This window comes from Amycolatopsis sp. NPDC031561, assembly GCF_055580625.1.
This window is the reverse complement of record NZ_JBVILA010000019.1, coordinates 159,129-177,354: the sequence shown is the minus strand read 5'-3', so window position 1 is coordinate 177,354 and position 18,226 is coordinate 159,129. Positions and strand designations below refer to the sequence as shown.

The 18,226-nt window shown below is 68.9% G+C and carries 21 protein-coding genes; 5 read left to right on the top strand and 16 right to left on the bottom strand.

Annotation, left to right across the window (positions count from 1 at the left end; translation table 11 throughout):
- Positions 1-10: 10 nt before the first annotated feature.
- Both ACZ5IK_RS31225 and ACZ5IK_RS31220 read right to left on the bottom strand, forming a co-directional pair.
- A complete protein-coding gene (locus tag ACZ5IK_RS31225) occupies positions 11-661 on the bottom strand; it encodes a response regulator (protein ID WP_465490988.1) in 651 nt (216 codons plus the stop codon).
- Positions 658-1,842 (bottom strand): sensor histidine kinase, encoded by a 1,185-nt coding sequence (locus ACZ5IK_RS31220; RefSeq protein WP_465490987.1) that lies wholly within the window; start codon positions 1,840-1,842, stop codon positions 658-660. Before ACZ5IK_RS31220 ends, ACZ5IK_RS31225 begins: the two co-directional genes overlap by 4 nt.
- Before the next feature lie 153 nt (positions 1,843-1,995).
- Between ACZ5IK_RS31220 and ACZ5IK_RS31215 the strand changes: the two genes are divergently transcribed.
- The 5 genes from ACZ5IK_RS31215 (at position 1,996) to ACZ5IK_RS31195 (ending at position 7,979) form a co-directional block, all read left to right on the top strand.
- Positions 1,996-3,234 (top strand): glycosyltransferase 87 family protein, encoded by a 1,239-nt coding sequence (locus tag ACZ5IK_RS31215; protein WP_465490986.1) that lies wholly within the window; start codon positions 1,996-1,998, stop codon positions 3,232-3,234.
- 151 nt (positions 3,235-3,385) lie between these two features.
- On the top strand, positions 3,386-4,384 hold the full coding sequence (locus tag ACZ5IK_RS31210; protein ID WP_465490985.1) for a hypothetical protein: 999 nt from the start codon (positions 3,386-3,388) through the stop codon (positions 4,382-4,384).
- Positions 4,384-5,172: an ABC transporter ATP-binding protein gene (locus tag ACZ5IK_RS31205; RefSeq protein ID WP_465490984.1), complete on the top strand. Its 789-nt coding sequence runs from the start codon at positions 4,384-4,386 to the stop codon at positions 5,170-5,172. Before ACZ5IK_RS31210 ends, ACZ5IK_RS31205 begins: the two co-directional genes overlap by 1 nt.
- Positions 5,173-5,174: 2 nt before the next feature.
- The gene (locus ACZ5IK_RS31200; protein WP_465490983.1) at positions 5,175-7,700 is read left to right on the top strand and encodes an FtsX-like permease family protein; all 2,526 of its coding nucleotides are present in this window, start codon (positions 5,175-5,177) and stop codon (positions 7,698-7,700) included.
- A 33-nt stretch (positions 7,701-7,733) separates the two neighbouring features.
- Positions 7,734-7,979 (top strand): indolepyruvate ferredoxin oxidoreductase subunit alpha, encoded by a 246-nt coding sequence (locus ACZ5IK_RS31195; protein ID WP_465490982.1) that lies wholly within the window; start codon positions 7,734-7,736, stop codon positions 7,977-7,979.
- 52 nt (positions 7,980-8,031) lie between these two features.
- Here ACZ5IK_RS31195 and ACZ5IK_RS31190 read toward each other — a convergent pair whose 3' ends face one another.
- The 14 genes from ACZ5IK_RS31190 to ACZ5IK_RS31125 form a co-directional block, all read right to left on the bottom strand.
- The gene (locus ACZ5IK_RS31190) at positions 8,032-8,433 is read right to left on the bottom strand and encodes a hypothetical protein (protein WP_465490981.1); all 402 of its coding nucleotides are present in this window, start codon (positions 8,431-8,433) and stop codon (positions 8,032-8,034) included.
- A 167-nt stretch (positions 8,434-8,600) separates the two neighbouring features.
- Positions 8,601-9,803: a cytochrome P450 gene (locus tag ACZ5IK_RS31185; protein ID WP_465490980.1), complete on the bottom strand. Its 1,203-nt coding sequence runs from the start codon at positions 9,801-9,803 to the stop codon at positions 8,601-8,603.
- Between the two features lie 23 nt (positions 9,804-9,826).
- Positions 9,827-10,852 (bottom strand): LLM class flavin-dependent oxidoreductase, encoded by a 1,026-nt coding sequence (locus ACZ5IK_RS31180; RefSeq protein ID WP_465490979.1) that lies wholly within the window; start codon positions 10,850-10,852, stop codon positions 9,827-9,829.
- 29 nt (positions 10,853-10,881) lie between these two features.
- Positions 10,882-11,346 (bottom strand): anthrone oxygenase family protein, encoded by a 465-nt coding sequence (locus tag ACZ5IK_RS31175; RefSeq protein ID WP_465490978.1) that lies wholly within the window; start codon positions 11,344-11,346, stop codon positions 10,882-10,884.
- Positions 11,346-11,723 carry a SchA/CurD-like domain-containing protein gene (locus ACZ5IK_RS31170; RefSeq protein WP_410663310.1) on the bottom strand — a complete coding sequence of 126 codons (378 nt, stop codon included), beginning with the start codon at positions 11,721-11,723 and terminating at the stop codon, positions 11,346-11,348. The genes ACZ5IK_RS31175 and ACZ5IK_RS31170 overlap by 1 nt, the downstream gene beginning before the upstream one ends.
- A gap of 23 nt (positions 11,724-11,746) precedes the next feature.
- A complete protein-coding gene (locus tag ACZ5IK_RS31165) occupies positions 11,747-13,132 on the bottom strand; it encodes an acetyl-CoA carboxylase biotin carboxylase subunit (protein ID WP_465490977.1) in 1,386 nt (461 codons plus the stop codon).
- On the bottom strand, positions 13,129-13,653 hold the full coding sequence (locus ACZ5IK_RS31160) for an acetyl-CoA carboxylase biotin carboxyl carrier protein (RefSeq protein ID WP_465490976.1): 525 nt from the start codon (positions 13,651-13,653) through the stop codon (positions 13,129-13,131). Before ACZ5IK_RS31160 ends, ACZ5IK_RS31165 begins: the two co-directional genes overlap by 4 nt.
- Positions 13,650-15,365: an acetyl-CoA carboxylase, carboxyltransferase subunit beta gene (accD, locus tag ACZ5IK_RS31155; RefSeq protein ID WP_465490975.1), complete on the bottom strand. Its 1,716-nt coding sequence runs from the start codon at positions 15,363-15,365 to the stop codon at positions 13,650-13,652. The genes ACZ5IK_RS31160 and accD overlap by 4 nt, the downstream gene beginning before the upstream one ends.
- Positions 15,366-15,562: 197 nt before the next feature.
- Positions 15,563-15,865 carry an antibiotic biosynthesis monooxygenase family protein gene (locus ACZ5IK_RS31150; RefSeq protein WP_410663314.1) on the bottom strand — a complete coding sequence of 101 codons (303 nt, stop codon included), beginning with the start codon at positions 15,863-15,865 and terminating at the stop codon, positions 15,563-15,565.
- Positions 15,862-16,209: an antibiotic biosynthesis monooxygenase family protein gene (locus ACZ5IK_RS31145; RefSeq protein ID WP_465490974.1), complete on the bottom strand. Its 348-nt coding sequence runs from the start codon at positions 16,207-16,209 to the stop codon at positions 15,862-15,864. The genes ACZ5IK_RS31150 and ACZ5IK_RS31145 overlap by 4 nt, the downstream gene beginning before the upstream one ends.
- Positions 16,209-16,961, bottom strand: coding sequence for an SDR family NAD(P)-dependent oxidoreductase (locus ACZ5IK_RS31140; RefSeq protein WP_410663316.1), 753 nt, complete (start codon positions 16,959-16,961; stop codon positions 16,209-16,211). Before ACZ5IK_RS31140 ends, ACZ5IK_RS31145 begins: the two co-directional genes overlap by 1 nt.
- 34 nt (positions 16,962-16,995) lie before the next feature.
- Entirely contained in the window at positions 16,996-17,457 is a 462-nt protein-coding gene (locus ACZ5IK_RS31135) for an anthrone oxygenase family protein (RefSeq protein WP_465490973.1), read from the bottom strand.
- 27 nt (positions 17,458-17,484) lie between these two features.
- On the bottom strand, positions 17,485-17,952 hold the full coding sequence (locus ACZ5IK_RS31130; RefSeq protein ID WP_465490972.1) for an SRPBCC family protein: 468 nt from the start codon (positions 17,950-17,952) through the stop codon (positions 17,485-17,487).
- A gap of 1 nt (position 17,953) precedes the next feature.
- Complete coding sequence (locus ACZ5IK_RS31125) at positions 17,954-18,217, bottom strand: acyl carrier protein (RefSeq protein WP_465490971.1); 264 nt, start codon at positions 18,215-18,217, stop codon at positions 17,954-17,956.
- Positions 18,218-18,226: the final 9 nt, after the last annotated feature.

Sequence of the window (18,226 nt, the reverse complement as noted above, 5' to 3'; positions counted from 1 at the left end):
ACGCCCGGTGTCAGCTGATCAGACCGGCGCGGTGCGCGAGGATCGCGGCCTGCACCCGGTTGGTCAGCTTCAGCTTGCTCAGGATGCGGCTCACGTGGGTCTTGACGGTCGCCTCGCTCAGGTACAACCGGCTCGCGACGTCGGCGTTGGCCAGCCCCTCCGCCAAGGCGACCAGGACCTCGCGTTCCTTTTCGGTCAGCACGTCCAGCTGTTCCAGCGCCTTGGCCTGACGGGACGGTTCGCGTTCGGTGAAGGTGTGCAGCAGACGGCGGGTGATGCTCGGCGCGAGCATGGCGTCGCCCGCGGCGACCGCCCTGATCGCGGTGATCATGTCGTCGCCCGCGGAATCCTTGAGCAGGAACCCGACGGCCCCGTTGCGGAGCGCGGTCTGCACGTACTCGTCGAGATCGAACGTGGTCAGGACGATGACCCTCGGCGGCCGCGGCAGGGATTGCAGCCGCGCGGTCGCGGCGAGCCCGTCGGACTCCGGCATCCGGATGTCGACCAGCGCGACGTCCGGCTGGTGCCGTTCGGCCTCTTCGACGGCGGAGATCCCGTCGGGTGCCTCGGCCACCACCGACATGTCACCGGCCGCCTCCAGGATGGTGCGCAGCATGGACCGCACCATCCATTCGTCGTCGACCACCATCACCCGGATCACGAGCCGGATCCCGTCGACGGCAGCGGGATGACCGCTTCGACCTCGAACCCGCCGTTGAAGGTCGCCCCGCAGCTGAGCGTGCCACCGATCAGCCTGATCCGTTCCTGCAGGCCGATGATCCCGAAGCCGCCACTGGGCAGCGTGTCCGGCGCCGGAACCGACGCGGGCCGCTGATTGGTGATGGCCAGCCGGAACTCTTCGGGACCGTAGACCATACGGATCCGGGTGTCGGCGTTCTTCGCATGCTTGTGCACGTTGGTCAGTGCCTCCTGGGCGACACGGTAACTTGCCTGTTCCACGATGGACGGCAGCGGACGGATCTCACCGAGGGTCTCCACTTCGACCCGGGCGCCCACGGCCCGGGACTGGGCGGCGAGTCCGGCGATGTCCTCGATGCGGGGCTGCGGCGACAGTGGCGCGTCACCGACCCGCAGCACCTCCAGCACTTGCCGGAGTTCGCTGAGCGCGTCCCGGCCGATGGACCGGATCTTCTTGGTCAGCTGGAGTCTTTCGCTGTCCCCCGAGACCTCGGCGGTCGCGGCGTGCAGCACGATCAGGCTGACCCGGTGCGCGACCACGTCGTGCATGTCGCGGGCGATGCGGGTGCGTTCCTCGGCACGGGCCTGTTCGGCGAGCAGATCGCGTTCGCGCTCCAGCCGGGAGGCGCGTTCGAGCAGATTGTCCACCAGTTCGCGGTGGGTGAAGCTCCACAGGCCGAGCAACGTCGGTGCCAGGCAGAGCGCCGTACTGATCGGAACGCTCGCGTCGAAACCGCCGAGGCGCCAGAAGGGGAATCCGACGATCACCAGCGCGATCGCGGCGGTGACGGCCATCAACCGTCGCGATTTCTCGAAAGCCGCCAGCGCGTACAAGCCGAAGACCACACCGATGATCGCCGAAAGCATCGTCCAGCTCACGAGGCTCGCGACCACCAGGAAGATCGGCTTGCGCCTGCGCACCATCGCGGCGGCGCCGGTCAGCAGGGCGAGCGGGATCGAGGCGATCAGCCGATTGTCGCTGCCGAGGAGGGGAAAACCGAAGTCGGGGGCGAACTGCTGTGGCCCCGACCAGACGAAAGTGCCGATCACGCACGCCAGCGCCACCGCCGAATCGATGATCACGTGACGGCGTTCCGATGGTTTCCACGCCCACCACCGCGGGGTGGAGCTCGGCGAGGTCATTCCCCGAGTCTAGAGGAATGATCAAGTGAAGCCGCCGCATGTGGTCCGGACGTACCGGATCGGTCGCGTCTGGAGTGAATTCCCAGTGTTCCGTGATTCCGGGGGAAGACCCTGCCCGGACCCGGCGGCACGGAAATCCATCAGGAGGGGAACATGGTTGCGGATCCCGTCGAAAGGGTGAGAATTCCCGCGCGGGCGAAGGCGGGCGCGATCATCGCACTCACCGCTCTGGTGATGACAGCCCTGGTCGTGCCGTTGTTACGGGGAGCGCCGCTCTGGATGGCCGACTTCCAGCTCTATCACGGCGTCGCGAAAGCGGTATTCGACGGCGTTCCGCTGTACGAGCTGAAAGTCGACACCACGGCTTTGGCGGGAATCGCGTTCACCTATCCACCTTTCGCCGCGGTGGTGTTCACGCCTTTGTCCTGGCTGCCCGCCGGCTTCGGGGCGGTGCTCTGGACGTACGCCTCCCTGCTGAGCCTGGGCGTGATCCTGTGGGTTTCGCTCGGCCTCGCGGGAGTCACCGCCCGGACCCGGCGGCTCCGCCTGACGGTACTGGGCATGGTGGTCGCGCCCCTGCTCACGCCGGTACTGATGAACCTGATGCTGGGACAGGTCAACATCTTCGTCGTCCTGCTCGTCCTGCTCGACTTCTCGCCGCTGATGCCGTCCAGATGGCGGGGTCTGCTGATCGGGATCGCCGCCGGGGTGAAGCTCACCCCCTTGATCTTCGTGGCCTATCTGCTGTGCACCGGCCGGCGGAGGGACGCCCTGCGCGCCACGGCCGCTTTCGGCGGCACGATCGCCGTCGGATTCCTGGTCCTGCCCGGGGAATCCAGCGCGTACTGGCTGCGGGGCCTGCTGCTGGACACCGGCAGGGTGACCGACATCAGCGCGGTGGTGAACCAGTCCTTGCCCGGCCTTTTCGCCCGGTTGGCAGGCACCACCACGGCCCCCGGCTGGTGGTTGCCGGTCTGCCTGGTGGTCGTCCTGCTCGGCCTGCTCGCCGCGAGACGGGCGCACGGGCTGGGTCACGATCTGGCCGGCCTGCTGGTGGCGGCGTTCACCGGGCTGGCGGTGGCACCGATCTCGTGGCCCCACCACGCGATCTGGATCGTGCCCGTGCTGGCCTGGCTCTCGGTCGCGATCTGGCGAGCGGGGTCCGCGTTGCCGAAGGCGGTGTTGTCGCTGGTGAGCCTGTGGTGGGTGGTGCCCGCCTACTGGCTGCTGGCACCGGACAAGGCGACCCCGGACTTGACCGCCGGCGACCATCTGGTGATCGCCCTGACGGGCTATCTCGCGGTGACCGCGCTGGCGGTGGCGCTGCTGCCCGTGTGGCTTCCCCGCGTCCGCACCCCATCGCTCGAACCGGATGTCAATCGATCGATGTAGCCGGTGGCGGTATTCCCGAGACTTCCGGCCCACCGGCGAGATCACTTCGTGCGACGCGGACGGCGCCGTCCTGCTCCTAGATTCGGATCCACAGGCGAGATGGACCACGAAACGACGTGCGCCTGAGCCGAGAACAGGAGAGGTGACCAGCATGGATCCCGCGGACAGGACGGGCGCCGAAGTCCCGGTACGGACGGCGATCGCCCCGGACGGGCCATCGGGACCGGCCATCCGGCAGGCGCGGACGCAATGGGCGTTCGCCGCGTTCTCGGCCCTCAACGCCGTGGTGATCTTCCCCGGCGAGAACGCCATCCTCCCGCTCATCCAGACCCTGGGATTCGCGGGCTATCTTCTCGCCGCCGCGATTTCGGTCTATTGCGCGCTGCGATGGGGAACCGCACGGGCCCGCCGGACCGCCATCGTCTTCCATCTGCTGTTCATCCCGGTGCAGTTCCTGTTCAGCTTCCCCGGCCCGCTCCCGCTCGCCGGGATGGCGTTCTCCGCGGTGATTCTCGGGCTCTTGCGGCCGACCTTTCCGAGGCTTTCGCCCGGTAAACGGAAACTGTGGGTGATGCTGCATGTCGGGCTGTCGGTGAGCTGGCTCGGTATCGCGGTGGCCATGGTGGTACTCAGCACCGTGGGATACACCACGGAAAGCGCCGGATTACGGCACGCCTCCTACGAATTGATGCACGTCTTCGATCTGTTCATCGTCATTCCGACGATGATGCTGTCCATTCTCACCGGCCTGGTGGTCTCGCTCGGCAGCAAATGGGGTCTGGTCAAGCACTGGTGGGTACTGCTCAAGCTCCTGATCGCGCTGGCCATCCCGGCGGTCGCGATCGTGGAAAGCCAATGGGTGCAGGACCTCGCCGAACGGACCGCCGACCCGGCCGCCGAACCCGGTGGCACCGGACTGACGCTGATGATCTGCATGATCGCCTTCTCGGCCGCGTTGTGGACGGCGACCTACCTGTCCGTCTTCAAGCCCGGCGGCAAAACCCGGTGGGGCGCCAAGAACACCGAACGCGAACGCGCCGCACGAGCGGGCAAGACAGGGCGCGCGGCCGGGGAACGGGGAGTTCCCGGGCAGCGTGTCGGCGGTCAGGATCACGCCGCCGCCGAGCACTCTCAAGGAGGAAAGAACTGATGGGGGAAACGAAACCACCCGCCGCGCGAGCCCGCGCGCTGGTGAAGATCTACGGCCAGGGCAGCGCCGGCGTGACCGCGCTGAACGAGGTGGACCTGGACATCCCGGCCGGGAGATTCACCGCGATCATGGGGCCTTCGGGCTCCGGCAAGTCCACGTTGATGCACTGCCTCGCCGGCCTGGACGTCCCGACCGGCGGCCAGGTCTTCGTGGGCGACACCGAACTGACCGGCCTCGACGACGACCGGCTCACCGTGCTGCGCCGCACGCAACTCGGGTTCATCTTCCAGGCCTTCAACCTGGTGCCCACCTTGTCGGCGCGCGAGAACATCGTGTTGCCCTTGACGATCGCGGGGCGGAAGGCGGATCCCGTCCACTTCGGCAATCTCGTCGCGGCCTTCGGGCTCTCCGAACGGCTCGATCACCGGCCGGGGCAGCTCTCCGGCGGCCAGCAACAGCGGGTGGCCTGCGCGCGTGCGTTGATCACCCGGCCGAAGGTGATCTTCGCCGACGAGCCCACCGGCAACCTGGATTCCCGCAGCAGCGGGCAGATCCTGCGATTCCTGCGGAGCGCGGTCGACGAATTCGGCCAGACGGTCGTGATGGTCACGCACGACCCGCTCGCCGCCGCCTACGCCGACCAGGTCATCTTCCTCGCCGACGGTGTCCTGCTCGACCGGCTGGAGGCGCCGACGGCCGAGCGGGTCCACGCGCGGATGCTCCAGTTCGACCACGCGACCGGGACGGGCGCCGCGTCGTCCGTCGCCCGGGCGATCAGGGCGTTCTGACCATGTGGCGAACCGTAATGGCGACGGTGCGGGGAAACTGGTCGCGCCTGGTACTCACGTTCATCACGGTGCTCTTGGGCGCGACCTTCGTGTCCGGCGCGCTGGTCGTCAGCACGAGCCTGTCCGAGGGGCAGGAACCGTTGCGGGACGGCCTGGACGTCTTGGTCACGCCGCTCGGGCGTGGCGTCGGCGAAGACGAGGCACAGCTCAGCCAGGGCGGGCAGAACCGGGTACCGCTGGACGAGGCGCAGCGTGCCGGGCTCGCGGGGATTCCCGGCGTCGCCGCCGCGACCGGGGTCGTCGAGGGGTACGCCGCGGTGGCGGGCGCGGACGGCAAGGTGCTGGTGTCCCAGGGCTTCGAGGTCAGGATGACCGGAAGCAACTGGACCGGCACGGACCGGATGTCGCTGGTCACCGGTCGCGCCCCGGCCGGGCCGACCGAGGTCGCCCTCGCCGGGTCCGTCGCCGCCGATGGCGGGATCACCGTCGGCGACACGGCGACCGTGCTCTACGGCGGCGGAAAGCTCCAGGCCGCGGTGGTGGGCGTCTACGACTACCGGCCCCATGGCCGGGAGGCGGGCTCCTCCCCCACCGTCGCGTTCGACACCGCGACCGCCCAACGGCTGTTGCTGCGCCCGGGGAGCTTCACCAGCGTGGAGATCACCGCGTCGCCGGGAACGCCGGAAAGCCGGCTGACCGGAGCCGTCGCGGCGGCCACCCCCGCCGGTTTCACCACCGTGGACCGGGCCGGGCTCAGCGCCACCCTGCGCGCGGCGACCTCGGAGATCTCCTCGGCGTTGTCCGCCACCGTGCTGGCCTTCACCGGGATCGCGCTGGTCGTCGGGATCACGCTGATCGTGAACACCTTCTCGATGCTGGTGGCCCGTCGCGGACGCGAGCTGGCGCTGTTGCGCGCGGTCGGCGCGACCAGGCGGCAGGTCCGGCGATCGGTCCTGCTGGAAGCCGCCCTGGTGGGAGTGCTCGGTTCGGTGACCGGCCTGGCCATCGGCAGCTTGCTGGCCCTTCCCGTGGTGACGTACGCGGCGGAGCTGAACCCCGCCCTCGACGGCGGTGTGGTGATCGGCCTCCCCGCGATAGTGGGGACGCTCCTGGTCGGTACCGGCACCACGGTGGTAGCCGCCTGGCTGCCCGCGCGCCGGGCGGCGTCGGTATCGCCGGTGGCGGCACTCGGCGGCGAACGGCTCGAGGAGGAAAAGGGCTCTCGGTGGCTGTTGAGGACCGGGCTCGCGGTGGTGGTCCTGTCGGTGCTCCTGCTGATCGTCGCGACGGTCAGCGAGGGCACCCCCGGCCGGGCGTCCGGCATGCTCGGGGCACTGGGGCTGCTGCTGGGCGCGGTGATCTGCGCCCGCTGGCTGAGCGGACCGGTGATCGGCCTGCTCGGCAGGCCGCTGCGCCGCGGGATGCTCGGCGGGATGGCGGTCCGCAACACGCTGCGCAATCCCCGGCGTACGGCGGCGACCGCGACCGCGCTGACGATCGGCGTGGCCATCGCCATCGGCATCACCATCTTCTCCACGACCATTTCCACGATCAGCGAACGCGATCTCGGCGGCGCCTTCGCCGGCGGGATCGTGGTCACCAACGTGGCGGGCGGTCAGATCGGCGAGGACACCCGGCGGCTGGCGGAGGCGGTGCCGTCCGTGACCGCGGTCAGCACCTTGCGCACCGACCAGGTCCTCATCGACGGTAAGGAGATCCGTGCGGGCAGCACCGACGTGTCCGCCCTCGGCCGGACCGTCGAAGTGAAGCTCGAACAAGGCAACACCGCGGATCTGGCGCGGGGTGTGTTCGTCGCGAAGGCGGTCGCCGAGGAACGGGGCTGGACGCTGGGACGGCGGGTGGAACTGAGTTCGCCCGGTGGTGGCGCCACGCCGGTCGAGATCACCGGGATCTTCACCGAAGCGACGGTCCTCGGCCAGGTCGTCGTGCCGCCCGCGCTCGCCGACGCGCATTTCCGGCCGGGTGACGGCAACCCGATGGTCGTCGCGACCGCGCCGGGCACCGACGGGGCCACCGCGGAAGCGGCCTTGCGGCAGGCACTCGCCGGCCGCACCGATCTCGCCGTGATGAGTGCGCCGGAGTACGTGCGCAGCCGCATCAGCGAAGTCGACGTGTACCTCGGTGCCGTCACCGGGCTGCTGGGGCTGTCCGTGTTGATCGCCTTCCTGGGCATCATCAACACCTTGTCCCTCTCGGTGCTGGAACGCGGCCGGGAACTGGGCCTGCTCCGCGCGACCGGGATGACCCGGCGGCAGATCCGCGGGCTCATCCGCGTCGAATCCGTGCTGATCGCCGCGCTGGGCGGGGTGACCGGGGTCGTGGTCGGCGTCGTGCTCGGCGCCATGATGCAGAACTTCATCCTGTCGCGAGGGGTCTTCGACCTCGTGGTGCCGCCGACGATCCTGCTGGCGCTGCTCGGGATCTCGCTGGGCGGGTTGCTGGCGGCAGCCTGGCCGGCCCGCCGGGCGGCGCGGGTGAACGTGATACGCGCGATCACCGTCGACTGACGGCGCGAACCGAAACAGCTGAGGAGCGGTCCAGTGACTTATGTGATTACCAGTCTGTGCACCGACGTCAAAGACCGGTCGTGTGTGGACGTGTGCCCGGTCGACTGCATCCGCGACTCGGGTTCGCAGATGGTGATCGACCCGGTGGAATGCATCGACTGCGGTGCCTGCGTGCCGGAATGTCCGGTGGAGGCCATTTTCTTCGAGACCGACGTGCCGGACGGCGAGCGGGAATCGGTGGCTCGCGCCGAGTCGTTCTTCGGCCAGGGAAACGGATAGTGGCACCGCTTTCCGGACGGGCGTTCTCTCGCCCGTCCGGAAAGCGACCGGATCAATAGCGCTCGGCGGTCACCGTCGTCACCGAGACGCGCACTATCTGTCCATCGGCGTCCACCGCCGTACCGGTTCCCTGTGAAGTGAACGTGTCCCCCGTCGTCAGGCTTCCTTCGTGGTCCACGTGCACGTCGAAAGCGAACTTGCCGTCATCGTCGAAGGCCTGTTCGCGGAAGGTGAAGCGGAACCCGTTCCTGGTCCGCCGCCACCTTCCGATACCGGTGGTCTGACTGCCGGTGTTGGTCTGGATCAGCAGACCTTCGCCGGTGAAAGCGAACAAGCCGCGTTCGTTCCGCGTGCCGTCCGCGAAGGTGACCCGCACCGCCCAAGTCCCTTCAGGACTCTGCGGACGGGTTCTCAGATCGGCGGCAGGCGCCAGATCCTCTTCTTGAGTGGCCATATCCCCCTCCGGGATCGCTGGTGGTAATGGTTTCGTGCCCCCTTATGGCCCAATTTAGCAAGACACCGACGAGTCGGTCGTGCTTTTCAGGGTTTTTTCAGGAACTCGGCACCAGCGCTGAGGAGCGGGATATTCGGTTCACGGCGTCAATTCACCACCGGGTCAGTTCACCACCGCACCGGCAAGCTCGCCAGCGCGCGGGCGGTCAGCCCGGTTTTGAGTTCGATCTCCGCGGGCGCCACCGCCAGCCGGAGCGTGTCCGGGATATTCCGTAAAAGTGCGTAAAGCGCCTCTTGCATCTCCAGTCTCGCCAGTTGCGCGCCGAGACAATGGTGGATTCCGTAGCCGAAGGCCATATGAGGATTGCTCGCACGGGTCAATTCGACGCGGTCCGGCCGGGCGAACACCTCGGAATCGTGGTTGGCCGAGCCGAGCGCGCCCAGCACGGCGTCCCCGGCACGGATCGTGACACCGCCCAGCCGGACGTCCTCGAGTGCCACTCTCAGCTGGGTACCGGTCAACGCGAAGGTGTTGTGCCGCAGCAGTTCTTCGATGGCGCTCGGGACGAGGCCCGGCCGGGCGTACAACCGCGCCAGCAGTTCGGGCAGGCGGAGCAGGGTGAACAGCGCGGTACTCAGCGTGCTGGCGGTGCTCATGTGGCCGACGGTGATCAGGATGAGCGCGAAGCTGACCAACTCGGTCTCCGAAAGCTTGTCCTGCTCGTCGCGAGCCGCGATCAGCACGCTGAGCAGGTCGTCGGCCGGACGGGCGCGCTTCTCCGCGACCAGCTCGACGAGGAACCGTTCGATGTTGGTGCGCGCCGTCAGCACCTCGTCGCGGGTGTGCGCGGACAGGCTGAAGATCACGTCCGTCCAGCCGTGCAGGGTCCCGAAGTCCGCATAGGGCACACCGAGCAGCTCGAAGATGACCTTGCTCGGCAGCGCCGCGGTGAACTGCGCGAGCAGGTCCGCGGACCGATCGCCGGTCACCACGTCACGCATCAGCTCGTTCGCGAGATCTTCGACCCGCGGCCGCAGCGCCTCGATGCGGCGGGTGGTGAAGGCGGGCGCGACCAGCCGTCGCAACCGGGTGTGATCGGGCGGATCCATCCCGAGGATGGTTTCCGGGCCGGGACTGGTGTTCCCCATCCGCGGGCTGCCCGGCCGTTCGGCGGCGGCCCGGCTGAACCTGGCGTCCGCCAGGATCGCGCGGACGTCCGCGTACCGGGTGACCAGCCAGGCCCGGTCCCCGGACGGCAGGGTCACCTCGGCGACCGGCTGCCGTGCGCGTAACTCGGCGAACTCCTCGGGCAGGGTGAACTCGGGCGGCTGCGGGAACGGGAAGGTGAGCCCCGTGGTTTCCGTGGACATGGCGCACTCCTTTGCGAAGACGATCAGGCGAGCCCTGCGAGGTCCAGCGCTTCCGAGGCGGCGCGCAAGATGGACTGCTGTTCTTCGGTCGTGCGCGCGAACGGCGACAAGGCCAAAGTGGTCACTCCCGCCTCGGCGTACGCGGCCATCTTTTCCGCGATCCGTTCGAGGGGACCGAGCAGCGCAGTCGCGTCGATGAAGCCGAAAGGCACGGCTGCGGCGGCGCCGGCGTGATCACCGGATCCGTACCGGTCGTGCACCTCGTCGGCCTCGTCCGGATACCCCATGGTCGTCATCAGGGCGTGGTAGAAACTGTGTTCCTTGGGACCGAGGCTGACGAAGCGGGCGATGTAGGGCCGGACGGCGCCCGCCGCCTCTTCCGGCGACCGGCCGACGACGACGGGTACCGAAGGGATGACCTCGAACCCCTTGTGCCGCAAGCCCGCCTTGTCCCGGCCGAGGCGGAGGTGCGGAAGCGCTTCGGCGATCCGCCCCGGCGAACAGAACACCCCGAACCAGCCGTCGGCGACCTCACCCGCGAGTTCGAGACTGCGCGGCCCGATGGCCGCCAGGTAGATCGGGATGGCCGCGCCGAGTGGCGCGCCGAACTGGTGGAAAGGTTCGGCTCGCGCGCCCGGAAGCGGCAGTTCGGTGAGCTCGCCCCGGTAGCGCACGGGTTTGTCGTCCAGTGCGAGCCGCACGATCTCGACGTACTCCCTGGCACGGCGCAGCGGGCGGTCGAACCGGACCCCGTGCCAGCCTTCGGAGATCTGCGCGTTGGAGACCCCGAGTCCCAGCCGGACACGTCCGGGGGCCAAGGTCTCCAGGGTTGCCGCCGTCATCGCGGTCATCACCGCCGAACGCGCGGGGATCTGGAGCACGCCGGTGGCGAGCCCGATCCGTTCGGTCCGCCCGGCCAGCGTCCCGAGCACGCTGATCGCGTCCGTCCGGTAGCCCTCGGGAACGAACGCGACGTCGTAGCCGAGCCGTTCCGCGGCCAGGGCCACGGCGGGTGCGCCGTGCGGCGCGATGTTCACCCCGAGCTTCATCGGGCTTCCTCCAAACGCGACGGTGACGATCAGGTGATGGTGACGGCGACGGCGGTGCAGACCAGCGCGAGCATCGCCAGCGCGGTGCGCAGGAAATGCCATCGCCGCCACAGGGGTCTCGGATCGTGCCAGTCCTCGGGCAGCCGATCCGGATCCAGTTCCCTGGTCTGCCGGTTGATCGGCACGTTGCACCAATGGGAGACCACGGACACGCCGAGCAGCGCGACGGCGGCGCCGCCGAAAAGCAGGGTGGCGGCGATCCTCGGCGTCGACACCGCGAGCACGATTTCGGCCAGGGTCGAGCTCAGCACCACCACCGGCATGGTGGGATCCCAGTTGCGCCCGAGCAGTTTCTGCGCGTAGACGTAGCGGCCGGGTGGCATGGCGATCAACGCGGGCAAGGTGCTCAGGGCGACCGCGAACAGCACCCCGGCCACCGTTCCGCTGCCCGTCAGGGCCAGCACGCCGATCAGGTCGGCCACCGCGGTGCTCATCAGGGGGTGTCGGGCTTGTCGGCCGAGAGCTGGGAGATGCAGCGCATGGTGCTCTTTGCGAAGGTCTTGGTGAACCCTTCGACCGATCCCGTGTCCCTCGGCCGGGCGAGATATGGCTTGAGCCTGCGCTCGACCTCGCGCACCCCGGGCTGGGTCGCCATGAACCGCGCGATGTCGGCCAGGTCGCCCTCGTACTCGACGAACCGGACCATGATGTCGTTCTCGATGAACACCGCGGTGGACAGGATGCGCCCGACCTCGTTGCCGTCGGCGTCGAGCACCGACGGCGAGCCGGTGCGTTTGAAGCCGGCGAAGATCTCGGCGATCTCGTCTTCGCAGCCTGCCTTGATCCCGTATCTGATGGCGGTGATGGGCATTGCGCGCTCCTTCGTTCGGGGGGTCAGCTCGCCGACTTCACGGAAATGCCGGCCATTCGTTCCAGCAGCGAAGTGTCGTGAGTGCCTTCGCGGAACGCCGGGGTCCGGATGATCTCGCGGAGCACGTCCCTGGTGGTGCGGATACCGGGACCCTCGATCCGGAACTCGGCCAGCGCGCGGTCCATCCTGGCGAGTGCCTGTTCCCGGTCCGGCGCCCAGACGATCACCTTGGCCAGCAAGGAGTCGTAGTCCGGCGGAACGCGCCAGCCGGGGTAGGCGTGCGTGTCGACCCGGACGAACGGACCGGCGGGCGGGGAGAATTCGACGAGCTTCCCGGGACAGGGGGCGTAGTTCCGGCTGGGATCCTCCGCGTTGATCCGGCATTCCACCGCGACACCACGCGGTCTCACGTCTTCCTGCCGCAGGGAAAGGGGCAGGCCCGCCGCGACCAGGATCTGTTCACGGACGAGATCGATCCCGGTCACCATCTCCGTCACCGGATGCTCGACCTGGATGCGCGAGTTGACTTCCATGAAGGCCGCCTCCTCGCCGGAGACCAGAAACTCGAAGGTGCCCGCGCCGGTGTAGCCGACAGCTCGCGCGCCTCTCGCCGTCGCCTCGGCGAGTTTTCCGGCCAGCCCCGCGGCCAATCCGGGTGCGGGGCTCTCCTCGATGAGCTTCTGGTGGCGCCGCTGGACCGAGCAGTCACGCTCGCCGAGGCAGACCACGTTGCCGTGTTCGTCGGCGAGCAGCTGGATCTCGACGTGCCGGGCGTCCTCCCAGTAACGCTCCAGGTACACCCGCTCGTCGCCGAACACCGCCCGCGCGGTCGCCTTGGTCGAGCGGTAGGTCGGCAGCAGCTCCGCCCACTCCCGGACGATCGCCATCCCGCGACCGCCCCCGCCCGCCGACGCCTTGATGATCAACGGCAGGCCGATCCGCCGTGCCGTCGCGAGGACCTCGGCCGTGCCGCTCACCGGTTCCGTCGTCCCGGGGAGCAGGGGCAGTCCGGCCTCGCTCATCAGGCGCCTCGCCAAGGACTTGTCCCCCAGCCTGGCCATCACCTCCGGTCGCGGGCCGACGAAGACGAGGCCGTTGTTCACGCAGATCTCCGCGAAATCCGGGTCCTCGGAAAGAAAGCCGTAGCCGGGATGGACCGCTTGCGCGCCGGTCCGCAACGCGACCTCGATCAGCGCGGGTGGATACAGATAGCTCTGCTTGGCCGGGCCCGGGCCGATCTGGACGGCCTCGTCGGCGGCGAGCACCGCCGCCGACTCCCGGTCCACAGTGGAATACGCGACCACCGTGCGGATACCCATCTCCCGGCAGGTCCGGACCACGCGCAGGGCGATCTCGCCCCGGTTGGCCACCAGGAGGGTGTCGAAGACAGGATCGGTCCGCGGGCTCATTCCGGCGCCTCGGGTTCGATGGCGATCAAGGGCTGGTCGTACTCGACCGCTTCGGCGTCGGCGACGAGGATCCGCGTCACCCGCCCCGCCCGGTCCGCGACGATCGGGTTCATCAGCTTCATCGCCTCGACGATCGCCACCTGCCTGCCGGGTTCGACCACGTCGCCGACGGCCACGAACGGCTTGGCACCGGGCTCCGGGGCGAGGTAGCAGGTGCCGACCACCGGCGTGCGGATCACCGGCGTTTCGACGGCGGGCACCTGCGTCGTGGGCGCCACCGGCTCCGGGAGGGCAACCGATCGCCCGGCTTCGGCGACCGGCCACTCCACGTCGATGGCCGCGCTGCCCAACCGCACCGTCGCGCGTTTCGGTACCCGCTCGGTCGTGGTGACGACCTCGGCCAGGCTGCGGCAGAGGATCTCCATCGCGTCCTCGGCGCCGAGCTTGAGTATCTCGGTCTCGATCCCCAGTACATCGGACAGATCCCGGCTCGTGGCGAACTCGGGATGCCTTTCGATCATTTCACCGTCTCCCTGGTCTTCGGGCTGGCTTCGGCCGAGCCGAATCGCCGGAACCGTGCACGTCTGGCCGCCACCAGGTCTTCGCCGTCCCGCCCGTGCAGTTCGCGGAGCGCACTGATCACGGCGTCACGCACGAGCGCGCTGGCGGCCGCGGGATCGCGATGCGCCCCACCCGGCGGCTCGGGTACCACGCCGTCGGCCACGCCCAGTGACAGCAACGATTTCGCCCCCACCCGCAGTGCCTGCGCGGCGGCGGACACGGCGGACGCGGCCGAGCTGCGCCAAAGGATGGCGGCACAACCCTCCGGGCTGATGACCGAGTACGTGGCGTTCTCGCACAGCAGGACGCGGTCCGCGACGGCCAGTGCCAGCGCGCCACCGCTGCCGCCTTCCCCGGTGATCACGGTGACCACCGGCACCGGGAGCCCGCCCAGTACCCGCAGGCAGTCCGCGATCGCGTTCGACTGCCCGGTCCGTTCGGCCTCCGGCCCTGGATGCGCGCCGGGGGTGTCGACCAGGGTCACCACCGGAATGTCCAGTTTGGCGGCCAGCCGCATCAACCGGACGGCCTTGCGGTAGCCGGCCGGGGACGGCATGCCGAAGTCGTGGCGCACCAGCTCTTCGGTGGTGCGGCCCTTCTGGTGGCCGATCACCATCACCGGCAGGCCGTTGAGCTCGGCCAGCCCGCCCACGATCGCCGGGCTGTCGGAACCGGCACGGTCCCCGTGCAGTTCGACGAAGCCGTCGGTCCAGTTCGCGACGTGGTCGAGCGCGGTCGGCCTGCCGAGGACGCGTGCACGCCGGACCACCTCCTCGATTCCCGGGGGAGACAGGCTTTCCGGGTCCCGCAGGACCGGGTCGGCCACCTTGTCGGCCCAGTCGTCCGGCGGCGTCGCGGCCGCGCCCACCAGGGTCGACAGGAGTTGCGGGAGTTCACTCCGGGGTGAGATGCCGTCGATCAGGCCGTGCTCGAACAGGAACTCGGCGGTCTGGAACGACTCGGGCAGGGTCTCCCCGATGGTCTGCTCGATGACCCGGCGCCCGGCGAATCCCATGCGTGCCCCAGGTTCGGCGACGATCACGTCCGACAGGGTCGCGAAGGAGGCCGCCACCCCGCCGAAAGTCGGATCGGTGACGAGGGTGATGGTCAGCAAACCCGCTTCGTCGAGCGCGGCCATGGCGTTGCTGGTCCTCGCCATCTGCATCAGCGAGAGCGCGCCTTCCTGCATCCGCGCCCCGCCGGACGCCGTGATCACGAGCAGCGGCGTCCGCCCGGCCAGCGCGGTCTCCGCGGCGGTCACGATCGCCTCCCCCGCCGCCGAGCCGAGACTGCCGCCCAGGAACCGGAAGTCCATCGCCGCCACGACGACCGGGCGTCCGCCCAGCGTCGCCGACACCACCTGGACCGCGTCCTCGAGCCCGGTTTCGCGCCTGGCCCGGCCCAGCCGTTCGGTGTAGGGCACCAGATCGGCGAACCCCAGCGGATCGCGGACCGACCCGGCGGGCTCCACCGGCCTGGCCGATCCGGGATCCAGCAGCGCGTCGAGCCGCTCGCGCACGGTCAGCCTGCTGTGCCAGCCGCAGCCGGGACAGACCTTGGCCGACCGGGTGAAGCGCTTGCCGTACAACAACATCCGGCACCGTCCGCAGGACACCCAGTCGGGTTCCGGCTCTCGCCGCACACTGTCGGCGGCGTCGATGGTCGCCGTCATCGGGTCCTCCCCTTCATCCTGACCCGGGCCGATGGCGGGAGCTCGCCGTCATCGGACGGTGGTACGAATCCGCCCATGCAGCCGCCCAGGATTCCCAGCGACCACACCAGCTTCCCGCCCGCCGTGCGCCACGGCCGGCGGGGCCGCTGTTCCTGTTCGTGGTGTTCGGGTACGGGCGACCGCATGGCCTCTCCTGCTCAGTAGGTGGCGCGCACCTGGTAGATGTCGAACGGCCTGGACAACCGCGTGTCCCGGAACGGGCGCAGCGGCGCGGTCTGGTCCCGGTGCGCCGGTCCGCGCTCCCATTCCTGGAAGGCGGCGACGTCGCTCCACGAACTGACCACCACGAACCCGCTCGGGTCCGAAGTGGACCGCAGCAGCTCGTTGCCGAGCAGGCCGGGGACACCGGCCAGCCGGGTGCTGGACTCGTGGTAGGCGGCCTCGATCCGGTCCTGCTCCTCGGCCGCGTGGTACAGCAGCACCCGCACCCCGCCGCTCACCTGGCTCGTTCCCAGTCACGATGGGATTCCGTGCTCGCCACGCCCGGCAGGTACGCCACCACGCTCATGGTGGACATCGAGCCGCCGGAGCGGAACGGGTGCAGCTTCTGCCGGTGCTCCAGATGCCGCTCGCTGGTCTCGAATTCGCGGAACAGCGGTTCGCTCACCCAATCGCTGACGATGTAGTAGACGCCCTCCTCATCCGCGCGGGAGAGCCACTGGCCGAGATTGGCGGGGTGCGACGTCACGGAATCGCCTATCTCCAGCCAAACCCGCTCGAAGTCGTCCTCGGCGCCGGGTTTGATCTGCATCCGCAACATCACGCGGAACGCGGACTCGCCCATCAGGAGATCCCCCCGTCCACCGGGATGACGCCACCGGTGACGTACCGGGCCAGATCACTGGCCAGGAACCGGACCACGTCAGCGACCTCTTCGGGGGACCCGAGCTTGCCGAGCGAGGTCTTCTCCGAGTAGCGCGTGATCATCGCGTCGCGCTGCTCCTCCGGCAAGGCTTCCAACGCCTCGGTGTGGATCATGCCCAGCGAGAGCACGTTGAACCGGATCCCCTGTGGACCGAACTCCCGCGCCAGCGTGCGGTTCAGGCCGTGCAGCGCGGCCTTGGTGGCGGTGTAGTGCGCACGCAACGGGATTCCGACCTCGACGGACTTCGAACTGATCCCGATCACCGAGCCGCCGTCGGAGAGCAGGGGCAGTGCCTGCTGGACGACCAGGTGCACCGCGGTCAGGTTGGTGTCGACGATGCGCTGCCATTCGGCGATTTCCAGTTCCCGGTAGGGGACGTGGCTGATCGCGGCGGCGTTGTTGACCACGATGTCCAGCTTGCCCAGCCTGGACTTGCATTCGCCGAGGAGATCCACGACCTGCGCGGGATCGGCGAGGTCGGCGGGCAGCACGTGATGCGTGCCGCCGATCTCCTCGAGCTCGCGTTCGAGCGCCGCGGCCGCTTCCTTGTCCTGCCGGAAACAGGTGACCACCTCGACACCGTCCCTGGCGAGGGCCAGCACGATGCCGCGGCCCACTCCCCGGGTCCCTCCGGTGACGAGTGCCTTCTTGCCTTTCAAACCGAGGTCCATTTTCCCTCCGCGTCCTGTTCGGATCGATGATCTTTCACAACAGCAGTCCCACCGCGGCGCAGTTGGCCAGCAACGCCGACGTCGCCGACGCGGTCCGCGCGCGATTCCAGCCGCCCCAGTGCCGTCGCGGGTCCCGCTCCGCGAAGTCGTCCGGCAGGTTTTCCGGGTCCAGCGTGCGGATCCATTTGTTGACGGGGACGTTCTTCACCAGCGAGATGGTGATCGTGCCCGCCGCCAGCAGGCCCGCCGTACCGAAAAGCACCTGGGCGCCCGTCTTCTCCGCCACCAGCGTGAGCACCCCGTCGCCGAGCACCGTGGCGAGAAAGCAAAGGGGCATGAACGGGTCGTAGCGGGTCGAGAAGAACCCGTGCGCCTGTACGTAGCGCGGAGCCGGCAGGGTGTCCAGCAGTGGCCAGCCACCGAGCTGCGTTCCCATCAGCACTCCGGCCGCCAGCCCGTTCGCGAGCAGGACCAGCGGGATCACGATCTCGGGCACCGCGCACCTCCAGCCGGTGTGGTCGGATCAGCCGACGGCGGCACTGTCGCGTGCGGCCGCTTCGACCTTGTCCTTGATCAGCAGCATCTGGACCGGGGTGTTGCGGTCCAGCCGCTCGCGCATGGCCTCGTCGCCGATCGGCGCCTGCGGTTTCATTTCGAAGTCCTGCACCCAGCGCATGCGCACACCCCGCTCGGTCTGCGAGTACTCCCAGAAGATCCACATGTACTTGAAGGGGCCCGTTTCCACCCGCTGGGAGCGCACGGTCCTGGTCGCCGCGTCCGGTGTCCTCGCCGACACCCAGCTCCACACCTTCCCGTTCTCGTCCGGATGCAACGCGAGCCGGAAGACGACGGTCTCGTCGCGGCGTTCCAGGATCGTCGCCTCCGAGTACTCGCTGAACAGCCGCGTCCAGGATTCGATGTCGTTGGTCATTTCCCAGACCAGGTCCATGGGTGCGTCGATGACGATCTCGTTCTCGGTGTGTCCCGCCATTTCAGATCCTCGCCTCCACGAACTGGGCGTTGACGAACTCGACGGCCTTCGCGGGCGTGGGCATCTCGGCGATCGCGGAATCCGGGATCGCCACGCCGTAGCGGCGCTCCACCTGCCTGGTGAACTCCAGGACGGCCAGCGAGTCGTAGCCGAGGTCGCCGAACTCGACGTCGGCGATGTCACCGTTCAGATCGACGTCGTCGTCGACTCCCGCGCTCGCCCGCAGGATCTCTTTCAATTCCTCGAAGGTGAACCTGTCCGTCATCTCCACGTC